This window comes from Williamsia herbipolensis, from assembly GCF_000964005.1.
Lineage (GTDB): Bacteria > Actinomycetota > Actinomycetes > Mycobacteriales > Mycobacteriaceae > Williamsia_A > Williamsia_A herbipolensis.
In genome coordinates, this window is the sequence record NZ_JXYP01000020.1 from 144,486 (window position 1) to 158,557 (window position 14,072).

Sequence of the window (14,072 nt, forward strand, 5' to 3'; positions counted from 1 at the left end):
TCGTCCCACGGCATCCTTCCGCGCGGCATCAGGTTTCTGCGAGCGAGGACCGGAGGCCGCTGGCGCGCAGCACCTTCCGTTCGATCCCGGCGCGCAGGCCGTCCGGGGTGCCGATGAGGACGACGCGGTCGGTGGCCCTCGTGATCGCGGTGTAGAGCAGCTCGCGGGTGAGCAGCGCCGATTCCGCGGGCGGCACCACCACCGACACCGACCGATACTGGCTGCCCTGGCTGCGATGGATCGTCATCGCGTGGGCCGACATCACCCCGCGCAGGCGTTGCGGGTGGACCAGCCGCGTGAGGCTGCCCCGACCGAACGCCACCATCAGGCGATCCGCCTCGCTGACGACCACGCCGGTGTCGCCGTTGTAGAGCTGCGCACGGTGGTCGGTCTCGGTGAGCAGCACCGGACGTCCGGGGTACCAGAGGCGGTCGGGCCCGGCCGAACCCGCCGTCGCCGACCACGCGGTCACCAGGCGCGCCCACACCGCCACCCCGGCCGGTCCCTCCCGGTGCGCGCAGAGAACCCGGTGGCTCGCGAGTGCGGCGAGAGCGGCGTCGGCGTCGCCGTCGATCGCGGCGGTGGACATCGCCGAGACCCACGCGATCACGTCGGACCGGACCGGATCGAGGTCGCCGGGCGACACCAGGGTCACCGACGCCGATCCCGCGGCTAGCAGGTCGAGTGCGGTGTCGGCATCGCCGTCGCGGACGGCGTCGGCGAGTCGCCCGATGTCGGCGCCGAAACGTCGACGCCGGCGTAGCGAGATGACCCCGTCGGCGATCGCTGCGCGATCGGCGGTGTCCGGCTCGTCGCCGGTCGCGACGGCGTCGACGATGCCGGCCAACGGTCCGTCCAGAGGAGTGTCGTGTCTCCGGTGCACCAGGTCGGCGAGCACCGCCCCGGCGTCGACCGAGGCGAGCTGATCGGGGTCGCCGATGAGGATCAGTCGGGTCTGCGGCCGCAGGGCGTCGAGGAGGTGGAACATCATCGTCAGCGAGACCATCGACGCCTCGTCGACGATCACGACGTCGTGTGGGAGACGGTTGCCTGCGTCGTGCCGGAAGCGGCCGCTGCCGCGCCGCGTGGAGCCGAGGAGCCGATGCAGGGTCACCGCCGTCACCTCGGGGAGATCGAGATCGGCCGACTGCGCGACGACGGCCTCCTGCAGCGATGCGGCCGCCCGCCCGGTCGGTGCACAGAGCCCGATCCGGATGCCGGGGCCGTGGAGCGTCGACAACAGCGCGATGATCCGCGCGGCGGTGTGGGTCTTGCCGGTGCCGGGGCCACCCGCGAGGACCGTCGTCGGTCGGGTCGCGGCGACCGCCGCGGCCAACCGCTGTCGGTCGATTCCGGTGTCTCCCCCGGACGTCGCGGGGAACAGCTCGTCGAGATGTGCGGTCACGGTGGCGAGATCGACCGTCGGCGCGACCTGCGCGCGGGCGGCCAGCACGTCGCGCACCCGCTGCTCCTGCCGGAAGTAGCGGTCGAGGTAGAGCAGATCCACGCCGTCGTCGGTGGTCGCGCACCGCAGGGGTTGCAGAGGCGACGCCGTGGTGGAGCCGTTCAGCGGACTCCTGCGCACCTTCTCGACGAGTGTGGTCGGGTCGGGCCAGGGCAGCGCGTCCAGATCGGCCGTCTCAGCGCCGACGGGGTCACGGCCGCCGGGGGTCTCGGAGTCGGGCGGGATGTCTCGCAGGCGGGCCAGGTCGATGCACACCGAGCCGGCTCGCACCGCACGCACGGTGAGCGCGGTCGCCAGCAGCACGTCGGGATCGATCTCGACGCCGGTGGTCGCGGCCAGCCGGGAGGCGACGTGGACGTCGGCGACCCCGAGCACGCCGGCGGTGTTGAAGGTGGCCAGCAGCCCCTGCGCGCGGGCGGCGATACGCGCGTCGGTCCCCATCACCGACCCGCCAACACGTTGGACAGTTCGGTCACCACGACCGGCGGCAGCTCCCAGGTGAACACCCCGCACCCCGGTGGGGTGTCGGGGCCGATCATGGCGCGTACGAACAGGTAGCAGACCGGACCGAGGTGCCGGTGCGGGTCGTAGTCGGCGAGCCGCCACCGCAGGTAGCGGTGCAGTGCCACCGAGTACAGCAGGGCCTGCAGCGGGTAGTGCGAGCGGATCATCTCCTGTGCCATCGCCTCGGGCCGGTAGTCCTCGACCCCGAGGTCGCCGACACCGAGTCGGTTGGTCTTGTAATCGGCGATGACGTACCGCTCGTGCCCCGATCCGGCGCCGATGCGGGCCACGAGATCGATGCTGCCGGTGAGGAAGCCGCGGAGGGTGGAGCCGCCGATGTCCCGGAGGTGGTCGGGGTAGGCCCGCAGCGGGTCACCGGGGGGCAGATGCCTCTCGAGGAGGTCGGCGATCGCCGCGACGGTGGGTCCGCCGGTGGCGGCGAGGGGGAACTCGAAGTCCAGTTCCGACAATCGGTTCGGCATCCCGAGGCCGGCGAGATCGTCGGCGGTCGGAGTGTCGGTGGGGTGCTGGATTCCCAGGGGCGTGGTGAGCACTCCGGTGATCGCGGTGGCGAGTACGTCGGCGTTCATGTCGAGCCCGGACACCGCAGCTGCCCGACGGCATCGGTCGGCGATCTCGGCGGTGAGATCGTCTGCGTCGGTGTCGATCTCCTCCAGGACGGCGTGCACCACGGTGCCGAACGCCGCGCCCGCGGGCAAGGTGTTCATGAGCGACGGCGCGCCCCCGCCGCCCGAGGTGGCGGTGACCTCCTCCGGCTCGTCGACCGTTCCCGCGGCCTCCGGCTCCGCCGCGCCCGGACCGACGCCGTCGTCGGGAGTGGGGGCACCGGCTGGGATGACCTCGAGATGGTGGTCTGCGACCAGCGCCGAATAGGAGGTGCGGCGCCAGTCGTCGTCGATCACCGCGTCGAAGGTCGCCGCCCGCAGATCGAGGCGGCCCTGCGGGTCATCGGGGGCGAGCACGGGCGCCGGTGACGTCCCGTCGACGTGTTCGACCGAGATCAGCTCGCCCATCGGTCGTCCCCACTCCTGCAGTGCCTTCGCGGCGGTCGCATCGGCGGGGACGTTCGCGGAGACGGCGGGGTCAGGTGCGTTCGTCGTCGCCGCGGAGGCGTTGCGCGCGAACAACAGTCGGTGCAGCGGCGATCGACGTGCTGTGGTGGCCGGTGCCCACCACAGCACGACCTGCGATCGGGCGCGTGTCACCGACACGTAGAACAGGCGCAGTTCCTCACCGGCGTCCTCGGTCTGTGCCGCGCGCACGTTCGTGTCGAAGCCGGGGTCGTTCTTGCCACCCACGTCGAGGATCCGTCGACCGTCGGCGTCGTGGAGATGCACCGTCGACGGCGACGGGTTGCGCGCCGAGTCCCAACCGAAAGGCACGTACACCACCGGGAACTCGAGCCCCTTGCTGCCGTGGACGGTCATGATCGACACCGCCTGGGCGTCGCGGTCGAGACGGCGGCTCTGCTCGGTCTGGTCGCCGATCGTGGGGTCGTCGAGGCGATCGGCGAACCAGTGCAGCAGCCCGGTGACACCGCGCGACTCCCCCACCATCACCCGGTTGCACAGCGAGGCGAGGTGCACGAGGTCGGTCATGAACCGCTCGCCGTCGACGGCGGAGAGGATGCGACCCGCGAGATCGGTGCGCTCGGCGAGCTGATCGAACATCGCCGCGAACCCCGCACGTGACAGGGTCTGCGCGAGGTCGACCAACAGGTCACCGACATCGGCGGCGACATCGCCGTCCGGGGTGTCGAGGTCGACAGGGCTGCGCCCGATCAGCGGTGTGATCGCGGCGAGCGCCGCGCGATCGGAACGGGTGGGTTGTTCGAGGGCGCGGAGGACGTGGAACCAGTCGCGCGCCGAGTCGGTGGCGAAGACACTTGATCCGGCACCGACCACCGAGGCGACACCCACGTCGCGGAGCGCCCGTTGCATCGGTGCGATCGTGGCACGGGTGCGCAGCAGGATGACGATGTCCGACGGTCGCAGCGGACGCCCGCCGTCGGCGTCGTCGAGGTGCGGCGGGTCGCCGAGCAACCGGGCGATGTCGGCGGCGACGGCGTCGATCACCGCGCCGCGCACGGCCGCGACGGTGGGGAATCCGTTGTCGCCCAGGGGTCCGAGGCCGGTACGCGACAGATACCGCAGGCGCAGTGGTGTGCGACCCGACAGGCGCGAGGTGGTGTGCCAGGCGTCCACCGGCCGCACGACGATGTCGGGATGGCCCAGCGCCGCCTCGCCGTAGAGATGATCGAGGGCGGTGACGAGTCCCGCGTCACTGCGCCAGTTGGTCCCGAGGACCTGATGATTGTCGGCGACGACCGCGGCATCGAGATAGCTGAGGACCTCGGCCCCACGGAACGCGTAGATCGACTGCTTCGGGTCGCCCACGAGCACGAGGTCGGCGGAGCCGTGGAAACACAGGCGAAGGATGTCCCACTGCACCGGGTCGGTGTCCTGGAACTCGTCGACGAGCACGACATCGAAGAACTGGCGGACGCGGGCTCGTGCGGCCGCGCCGTGTTCGGGGTCGGCGACGACGTCGCGCAGCAGTGACTGCAGTTCGTCGTAGTCACGGATCCGCATGATCCGCTTGCGTCGAGCGACCTCGCGGCGCACCGTGGCCACGAAGTCGACCCGTGCCGCGGCCGCGGAGTTCTCCGCGGCGTCGCGGGGCGCCAAGGTCGCCTGCTGGTGGCGGACCCCGGCACGGGCGATCTCGTCGGCATCGGTGAAGGAGAACGGGGCGTGGCCCCCGCTGAACCTCTTGATGTAGACGTCCCGGGCGACCTCGGTGACGAGTTCGTCGACCTCCTCGACCAGCGTGATGCCGTGGTCGCGTTCCCCGGCGATGCCCAGGGCGTCGAGCATGCGCGAACAGAAGGTGTGGGTGGTGCTCACCGTGGAGGCGTCGAAATCCGACAGCGCGGCCACCACGCGCCGACGTCGCAGGGCGACGACCTCGGGTTCCGCGGCGGCCAACACCTGTACGAGCGCGTCGTCGCCGGACGCATCCGGGTCGGCGAGCCCCGCGGCCAGGGTGGTCAACCGGGTTCGGGTGCGCTCGCGCAGTTCGGCTGTGGCCATCCGCGAGAAGGTGACCAGCAGCAGGCGGTCGATGTCGACACCGTCGGCGATGTACCGCGCGGCCAACGCCACGATGGCGTGGGTCTTGCCGGTGCCGGCACTCGCCTCGAGCACAGTGGTGCCCGAGGGCGGTGGGGCGGTGACGTCGTACGTGGCCGCGACGATGGTGCGGGCGCGGGGTGTCATCGCGGGGTGTCGATTCTCTCGGCGGTGAGCAGCGGTCGCCATATCGTGGCCGCGGCCATCGCGAAGCCGACGGGCTCGGCCGCGGCGAGGATCTCGTCGAATCCGCCGGCGAACACCAGACCCAGATGGCGGTCATGCACGTCGCCGTACTTGTCGCCGAAGTCCTTGCGGGCGGCCTCGATCCCGTCCGCGTGGTCGCTGCCGGCGTACCGGCGGTCGGCGTACACCGCCGCCGCACTCGCGGGCAGCGGTAGCGGTTGCGTCAACCCCGTGTCGCGCAGGGTGACCAGCGCCTGCAACGGTGCCACCGGGTCCGGCGGCGCCTCCAGCGTCGATCGTGCGAGTCGTGACCCGCGCCCGGCGCGCCCGATGGCGACCGCCTCGGCCGCGCCGCCCCGCGTGGCGGCGACGGCGAGCAGCGAGATCCAGTTCTGGAGCCGATGTTTGGACCCGAGGCGGGAGTAGTGCGCACGGAACACCGTCGCCCCGCTCGGGGCGGAGTGAACGCCACCGATGCTGCCGACGAGTCGGCGACCGTCGGCGAGGGGGACGTCGACGTCGACGGTCTCGACGGGCCGATCGAGCATCGGTTGCGCGGCCGCGGCGAGTGGCTCGACGTCGTCGAGCACGCCGGCCAACGCGACCTGACCGAGCTCGAACGGCGGCAGCGTCCCACGTCGCAGCTCGGTGGCGCGGAGCGCCTCGATGGACTCGCCGGACAGACGGCGGCGCAGGAGGCGGTCACCGATACCCCAGCGGTCCAGGGGATCGAGGGCCGCGTCGAGCTGGTCGGCCGGGACGTCGTCGGTGTCGGGGACCACGAAACCCAGACGTTGGCGACAGAACCCGCGCACCGGGTGGTCGAAGAACGCGACGAGGTCGGCGATGTCGATGTCGTCGGTCGGGACGGGGGTGAGCGGACGGCGGTCGAACGCGATGCGATGGTTCGGTGTCCGTGTGAGGGCCCGTGCACCGGCGAGTGCCGCGACGTCGAACGAGAACGGGTCGATCTCGGCGAAATTCGCCGGGTCGAAGGCGTGTAGCGGGTGACGGTGCACCACCGAGGTCGGATCGTCGGTGCCGACGATCGCGGCGACGGCGTCGACGATCTCGCTCACCGGCACCGACGGGGGACGGCGCAGCCCCGAGACCGGGTCGGCACCGCTGTAGCAGATGACCAGACGATCACGGGCGGACATGATGGTGTCCAGCAGCAGCTGCCGATCCTCGCTACGTGGATCACGTTCGCCCACACAGGGATCGCGGCGGGTGATGTCGTCACCGTCGTCACGGGTGGCCCGCGGGTAGGTGTCGTCGTCGAGTCCGATGAGGACGACGACGCGGTGCGGCACCGCCCGCATCGGGACCATCGTGCAGACGGTGAGCTCACCGGTGCGGAAGTTCGCGCGGGTGGGCCGTGCGGCGACGACGTCGTCGAGGAGCGCGACCACGTCGGTGCGGCGGAGCACGGTGGCGGGATCGCCGTGTTCGAGGGCGGCTCCGACGACGTCGACGGCCTGCGCGCGCTGCCAGGTGTCCGCCCGGCGGACGTCGGTGAGGTCGTCGATCACCGCGAGCAGTGCGGTCCCCCACTCCTCGACGGTGTGACCACCCGACATGGCGGTGAGACAACGGTCGAGTCGGTCGACGAACTCCGCGAAGCGGCCCACGAGATCGATGTCGGCACTGTCGATACCGCTCAACGGCAGTGCCCGATGAATCCACCCGATCGACGACTCGTCGGCCACCACGCCGAGAGCGATCCGGTCCAGGCCCGCCGACATCGTGTTCTGTTCGTACCCGCGCAGACCGAAGGCTGCGCGCTGGGCGTCGTCGATTCCCCACCGCACGCCTGCCTCGGACATCCACTCCGCGATCGTCTCGAGGTCGTCGTCGTCGAAGCCGAATCGCGTGCGGACCGGTTCACGCGCCGCGAGGTCGAGGATCTCTCCGGAGGTGGCGCGTCCGCCGGCGAACGCCACGACGGCGACCACCGCGTCGAGGACGGTGTTGGTGGCGGCCATGCTCCGGTCCGCGAGCCGCACCCGGAGGCCGTGGGCGGGATGACCGCTGCCGTCGCGGCCGAAGGAGGCGCGGATCAGCGGCGCATAGGCCTCGATGTCGGGACACATGACGATCACGTCACGTGGCTCGAGATCGGGTGTCTCACAAAAGATCCGGGCAAGGACGTCCCGCATCACCTCGACCTGCCGCGCCGGGCCGTGGCAGGCGTGCACCGACACCGAGTCGTCGGTCGGCCCGACCACGATGTCGGCCGGGGCGATGTCGTCGCGGATGGCGCGTTGCAACCGAGCGAGCACCGTGGTCCCGGGTGCGGGCGCACCCGCGCGTGCGGGACCGTCGGGATCGGGGTGATGCAGATCGCGGTCCAGGTGGGGTGCCAGGCGCAACCGCGTCTCGCGGATCTCGCGGGACAGCCCGGCCAGCAACGGATTCGACACCCCGGCGCGGGGCAGATCGCGGCGGCGGACCACCTCGGCCGATTCCGGGGGTGACGACCAGAGGCGATCACTGGGGTGTGGGAGGAACAGGTGGACGTCCCGGTGTGCGGCGACCGCGCGCAGGACCCGGATCTGTTCGGTGGTCAGGCGGGTCGGACCGAACAGCGACAACCGCGGCGGGAGCTCGAGGGCGTCGGGGGCGGCCGCGATCCGCTCACACAGTGCCGGCAGCAGTTCGGCCGGGCTCGGCGACCCGATGCGGTCGCGCAACGCGCGCCACACGACGACCTGCCATCGCATGTCGTCGGGTAGGGCCTGTCCGTGACCGTCGGTGTCGTCACCGGCGGCCCAGTCCGCGATCATGTCGGGCCGCGCCGCCGCGTACGAGGCGAAGAGTCGGGCGAGATCGGTGGCCGTCGACCACCGACGTCCCACGCGGTGCGGATCCGGACGGGCCCCCGCCACGCCGAGATGACGGGCCAGTACCGCGCAGGCGGGGTCGGAGGAGCAGGCGTCGAGGACGTCGACCATCATCCACTGCACCCGGGCCGCCGACCACGGGTCGTCGCGACGACGGTGCCCCCGCACCGCGGCCAGGATCCGCTCGGTGAGTTCGGCGGGCGACGCGAAATCGATGTTCGCCGCGATCCCGTCGGCGACGCCGGTCGTGTCCGCCCGTGAGAGGGGGCCCGCGGAGGTACCCAGACGTGCCGAGAGGGTCTGCGCCAGCCACCGTTCCACACCCTTGGCGGGCACCGCCACGATCTCCGGTGTGAACGGATCGGCGAGCGGCTCGGCGAGGATGTCGGCCAGCGCCGACGCCAACACATCGGTGCGCTCGGCCCGGTGCGCCGTCAACATCGGCGGATCCGACTCGCCGGCGTCACGCGGTCACGATCGCCGGCTGCGCAGGGGCACCGGCGCCTCGACACGGTCGCGCATCGCCGCGGCGACGCGTTCGCCGAGGCCGACCGGTCGTCCGGCCGGATCGACGCAGACCAGGGTGGTCTCGGCCTGCGCGAACGCGGCGCCCGCGGGGTCGGTCAACACGCATCCGAAGTCGAACGAGGACGTGCCGACGCGGCTGAGCCAGACACGCGAGGTGATGTCGTCGCCGCTGTACGGGATCGACGCGAGGTACTCGATCTCCTGCCGGACCACGACGAGTCCACCGTCGATCAGCGCACCGTCCTCGGAGGGCGGCGCACCGGAGGCGATGAGGAGCGCCATGCCGGCCCGCACACGGGACTCCTCGAACAGGCGCGCGATGGCGACGTTGTTGATGTGGTTGTTCACATCCATGTCGCCCCACCGCAGCTGCAGCGAGACCGTCACCACGTGATCAGACATGCCGGTCATGCTATCGACCGGTACCCACGGCGTACCCGCGGCGGGCGGCGCGCGCCCTCAGGCGGGTCGACGGGTGAACTGCAGCTGGCTGACCTCGAGGTACCCGGATGCGAAACCGGCCTCGCAGTAGGCGAGGTAGTACTCCCACATCCTGCGGAAGGTCTCGTCGAATCCCCTGTGCGACACTGTCGTCCAGGTCTCGTTGAAGCGATGACGCCAACGCCGGAGTGTCTCGGCGTAGTGCTGGCCAAGTTCCACGCGGTCCGAACGGACCAGCGTGGTGTGGTCGGCGAGCGAATCGTCGATGGCCTGCAGCGACGGGATGAGCCCGCCGGGGAAGATGTACTTCTGGATCCAGCCCCACGAGCGACGCGTCGCGAGCATCCGCGCATGCGACATGAGGATCGCCTGGATGGCGACGGTGCCGCCCGGGGCCAGCAGGGAGTCGAGGGCCCCGAAGTACGTCGGCCAGTACTCCTCGCCGACGGCCTCGATCATCTCCACGCTCACGATGGCGTCGAACTCACCGCGCACGTCGCGGTAGTCCTGCAGGCGGATGTCGATCCGGTCGCCCAGGCCGGCCTCGGCGATGCGCCCCAGGGCGAGCTCGCGCTGTTCCGCCGAGAGGGTCACCGTCGTGACGTGGGCGCCGCGCTGCGCCGCCCGGATCGCCAGCGCTCCCCAGCCGCTGCCGATCTCCAGGACGCGAGTCCCCGAGCCGACATGGGCCATGTCGAGGATCGAGTCGATCTTGCGGTACTGCGCGGTCTCGAGATCCTGGCCGGCGAAATCGGTGGCGGGATCGAACATGGCCGAGCTGTAGGACATGGTCGGGTCGAGGAACGCGGCGAACATCTCGTTGCTCAGGTCGTAGTGCGATCCGATGTTGCGTTTCGATCCCTCGATCGAGTTGCGCTGGCTCTCCGGGATCCGCTTGTCGACCACGGCCCGCATCTTCCAGAGCCGCTCGGGGATGAGGGTGGTGAGTCGTTCGGCGAACGGGGTGAGGGCGGCGCCGAGATCGCTGCCGGGGGCCGCGCGCCAGTCCCCCGCCATGTACGCCTCGCCCAGCCCGATCTTGGGGTTGTGGCTCAGTCGGTCGTAGAACACCTTGGGACGGACGATCTCGAGTTCGGGGGCACCCTCGCCCCCGTGCCCCCGCACGGTGCCGTCGGGGAAGCGCACGGCGACGGGCGCCTTGCTGAACGCGTAGTCGACCAGACGTTTCGTGATCGGCGTCTTGAACCACGTCCCGCTCAGAACGGGACGGCGGACGGCGAACGGATCTGCGACTCCAGTCATGTCAGACCTCCTGGGGTGGTGTGTGCGGGGGGCGCGGGACGACGCGGAGACGTCGTGCCCACAGCCAGATCCCGTGGACGGCGATGAGCAGTGAGACCCGTTGGGGCATCAGGGGCATGGTCAGTATCGAGCGGGCGACCCGACGAGGGGTCGCCGGTCGCGGGACGCCGGTGAACGTCGCGGTGAACGGTTCCATACCGGCGCGGTCGAGGATGATCGTGACCCCGATCCGGTCGGCGGCGAGGCGGAACGTCATCCGGTAACGGCCCGAGACGTCGTTGAACGGGGAGACGTAGAAGTGCTTGTCGGCCTCGGCGTGCCCGTCACGGTCGGGATGGAGCAGATAGGCGGTCCGTTCGCCGTAGGTGTTGTGCACCTCGGCGACGACACAGGTGACGGTGCCGGAGGCGTCGAGGCACCAGTACACCGACAGCGGGTCGAACACGTAGCCCAGCACCCGCGCGTTGGCGAGCATGAGGATCCGTGAGCCGGGTCCCGTCTCGATCCCGTTGGCGCGCAGGAACGTCTCGACGTTGCGTTTGATCGCACGGGTGTCGTCGGTGTCGAGCGCACCGAGGTGGTCGCGTGCGGAGAACCGGGCGAAGGGACGGAGCGGACGCGGCAGTCGCGGCGGCGCGTCGAGGTCGATCAGCCACTGATAGACGCGGTGGCGGAACCGATGCGCCGTCGCACCACGGCGGCGGTGCGCCACGTCCCCGGCGACGATCGCGGGCAACGAGGGGAGGTCGAGGACGGTGGTCATGCGCGCACCGGGTCCGTGGTCACCATGTCGCGCCGAGGCCCTCCGCGGCGGCCACGCCCGATCGGCAGCCGTCCTCGTGGAATCCCCACCCGTGGTAGGCGCCGGCGAAGGCGGTGGTCGCGGTGGTCAGGGTCGGCAGCATCGACTGGGCGGCCACGGCGGCGCGTGTGTACACCGGATGGGCGTAGTCCATGACCTCGATGATCGACGCGGGGTCGATGAGATGGCGGGCGTTGAGCGTCACCAGGAAGTCGGTGTCGCTGTCGATGTCCTGCAACCGGTTCATCCAGTAGGTCACCACCGGCAGAGCGTCACCATCGGCGTCGTCGGCCGGTCCCTTCGACGCGTCGGGTGTGAGGTAGTTCCACGAGGCACGCGCCCGCGGCGAACGGGGCAGCAACGACGAATCCGTGTGCAGGACGGCCTCGTTCGGTGAGTAGTGAAAGGCCGACAGCAGCGTCTTCTCGGCCTCGGACGGATCGGCCAGCATCGACAGGGCCTGCTCGGGGTGCGTGGCGACGACGACCTTGTCGAACCGCTCACGCCCGCCATGTCCGTCGACGACGGTGACACCGGTGTCGCTGCGCGTGATCTCCGCGACCGGGGTGCCCAGGCGGATGTCGTGGAGTGTCGCGGCGATCCGATCGACGTACTCGTGCGAGCCACCGGTCACGGTGTACCACTGCGGTGACCCCGTGACCGACAGCATGCCGTGGTTGCGCAGGAACGCGAACAGGTAACGCGCCGGGTAGTCCAGAGAGGTCTGCGCACCCGACGACCACACACACGAGACGAGCGGGATCGCATAGTGCCGACGGAAGAACCCACCGAAGCGATGACCCGAGAGGAACTCGCCGTAGGTGGTGAGGTCCTCGTCGTCAGCGGTGTCGAGGAATGCGGCGGCCGCACGGTGGAACTGTTTGATCTGGACGAGCATCCCGAGGAAACGCGGATCGGCCAGCCGCCACGGCTGCGCCAGGATGCCGCCCATCCCCCGACCGCCGGCGTACTGGAAGCGGCCCGCCGGGTCACTGATGCTCATGCTCATCTCGGTGGGCTGGGTGGCCACGCCGAGTTCGGTGAACATGCGCCGCAACAGCGGGTAGGTCTCGGTGTTGTGGACGATGAAACCGGTGTCGATCCGGTGCGTCCGGTCGCCGTCGGCGACGGAATGGGTGTGAGCATGCCCACCCAACCGATCGTCGGCCTCGTACAGCGTCACCGCGTGACTGCGACCGAGGATGTGGGCCGCGGTGAGTCCGGAGACACCGGAGCCGATCACCGCGACGGACGGCATCGACGGGCGTGCGGCGTCCATCACCATCTCCCACCTCTGATCCTGGGTTCGAATCGGGCGCGGCCGGTGTCGTCGCCGGGCGCGCGATCATTATCGCCTCATCGGCGTCTCCACCATGATTCGTTGTCTCCCGCGTGCCGGATGGGAGCACCCCGTTCGGCTCACAGCGCAATCGGACGTCACCGGTCGGCGCACGCGGTCGCGGCGGCATGGTCGGCGCGCGATGTGCCTACTCTCGAGTCATGAGCATCACGCGGTCGTCGGTCGTCGACGACACCATCGACGAGGTCTTCGCCTGGCACACCCGCCCCGGCGCCTTCCACCGGCTGTCGCCGCCGTTCGCCCCGATGTCGCTGCGGTCGGAGGCGACCTCCATCTCCGACGGGCAGGCCGTCCTCGCCCTGCCGGGTGGACTGCCGTGGAAGGCGACACACGTGCCGTCGGGGTATCACCCGCCGCATCAGTTCGTCGACACCCTCACCTCGGTGCCGCTGAAGTTCGTCACGCCGTGGACCCACACCCACCGCTTCGACGCCGTCGGCGACGACCGCACCCGCATCACCGACACGGTCGACACCCGCGTCCCCGGCTTCGTCCTGTCATCGATGTTCGACTTCCGCCACCGCCAGCTCGCCGACGACATCGTCACCCAGAAGTGGGCGCGCGCACTGCAGCCGACACCGATAACCATCGCGATGACGGGCGTGTCGGGGACGATCGGCACCGCCCTGGCCGCACTGGCGACCACCGGCGGGCACCGGGTGATCTCCCTGGTTCGTCGTGACCCGGAGGGCCCCGACGAACGGCGCTGGGACACCGCGCATCCCGCGGCCGATCTCCTCGACGGTGTCGACGTGGTCATCCACCTCGCGGGTGCATCGATCGCCGGTCGGTTCACCGACTCCCACGTGGCGTCGGTCCGCGACAGTCGCGTCGGGCCCACGCGCGCACTGGCCTCGGTGGCCGCGGCGGCACATGCCCGCGGCTCCGGTCCGTCGGTGTTCGTCGCCGGTTCGGCGATCGGGATCTACGGCGACAGCCGTGGCGACGAGCGTCTCACCGAGTCGAGCGCACCCGGCGACGGCGTGGTCGCCGACATCGTGCGCGACTGGGAGGCCGCGTGCGACCCGGCGCGCGACGCCGGCCTGCGGGTCAGCAACATCCGCACGGGCGTGGTGCAGTCGGCGGCGGGCGGCATGCTCAAGCTGCTGCGACCGCTCTTCTCGGCCGGACTCGGTGGGCCGATCGGCAACGGGCGCCAGTGGTTGTCGTGGATCGGCCTCGAGGACGTCTGCGATGTGTTCTATCGTGCCGCGCTCGACGAGCGGGTCAGCGGACCGGTCAACGCGGTGTCGCCCGAGCCCGTGCGCAATGCGGAGTTCACCTCCACGATGGGCTCGGTCCTGCACCGCCCCACGTTCTTCCGCGTACCGGAGTTCGCCCCGAAACTGCTGCTCACCGAGACGGGTGCGGACTCACTGGCGTTGGCCGACCAGCGCGTGGTGCCCACCGAGCTGGAGCGATGGGGCCACGAGTTCCGGATGCCGCGACTCGCCGACGCGTTGGCGCATCAGTGCGGAAAGTGAGCCTGCAGGCCGTATCATGAGCGCACTTCGGGTGCCGGGCATGG

The 14,072-nt window shown here is 70.7% G+C and carries 8 protein-coding genes; 1 reads left to right on the forward strand and 7 read right to left on the reverse strand.

What is annotated here, in order from left to right; genetic code table 11:
* Window positions 1-28: 28 nt before the first annotated feature.
* From recD to TU34_RS10845, 7 genes are read right to left on the reverse strand one after another with little or no spacing between them, the layout of a single operon-like run.
* Window positions 29-1,906: an exodeoxyribonuclease V subunit alpha gene (gene recD, locus TU34_RS10815; RefSeq protein ID WP_045822871.1), complete on the reverse strand. Its 1,878-nt coding sequence runs from the start codon at window positions 1,904-1,906 to the stop codon at window positions 29-31.
* Entirely contained in the window at window positions 1,906-5,268 is a 3,363-nt protein-coding gene (locus tag TU34_RS10820) for a UvrD-helicase domain-containing protein (protein ID WP_045822872.1), read from the reverse strand. Before TU34_RS10820 ends, recD begins: the two co-directional genes overlap by 1 nt.
* Window positions 5,265-8,591: an exodeoxyribonuclease V subunit gamma gene (gene recC / locus TU34_RS10825; protein WP_045822873.1), complete on the reverse strand. Its 3,327-nt coding sequence runs from the start codon at window positions 8,589-8,591 to the stop codon at window positions 5,265-5,267. Before recC ends, TU34_RS10820 begins: the two co-directional genes overlap by 4 nt.
* 30 nt (window positions 8,592-8,621) lie before the next feature.
* Window positions 8,622-9,080, reverse strand: coding sequence for an acyl-CoA thioesterase (locus TU34_RS10830; RefSeq protein ID WP_045822974.1), 459 nt, complete (start codon window positions 9,078-9,080; stop codon window positions 8,622-8,624).
* A 57-nt stretch (window positions 9,081-9,137) separates the two neighbouring features.
* Window positions 9,138-10,382, reverse strand: coding sequence for an SAM-dependent methyltransferase (locus tag TU34_RS10835; RefSeq protein WP_045822874.1), 1,245 nt, complete (start codon window positions 10,380-10,382; stop codon window positions 9,138-9,140).
* A 1-nt stretch (window position 10,383) separates the two neighbouring features.
* Window positions 10,384-11,145 carry a DUF1365 domain-containing protein gene (locus TU34_RS10840; RefSeq protein ID WP_045822875.1) on the reverse strand — a complete coding sequence of 254 codons (762 nt, stop codon included), beginning with the start codon at window positions 11,143-11,145 and terminating at the stop codon, window positions 10,384-10,386.
* A 19-nt stretch (window positions 11,146-11,164) separates the two neighbouring features.
* The gene (locus tag TU34_RS10845) at window positions 11,165-12,463 is read right to left on the reverse strand and encodes an NAD(P)/FAD-dependent oxidoreductase (RefSeq protein WP_150116489.1); all 1,299 of its coding nucleotides are present in this window, start codon (window positions 12,461-12,463) and stop codon (window positions 11,165-11,167) included.
* Between the two features lie 221 nt (window positions 12,464-12,684).
* On the opposite strand from TU34_RS10845, the gene TU34_RS10850 reads away from it, so the two are divergent.
* The gene (locus tag TU34_RS10850; protein ID WP_045822876.1) at window positions 12,685-14,028 is read left to right on the forward strand and encodes a TIGR01777 family oxidoreductase; all 1,344 of its coding nucleotides are present in this window, start codon (window positions 12,685-12,687) and stop codon (window positions 14,026-14,028) included.
* Window positions 14,029-14,072 lie beyond the last annotated feature (44 nt).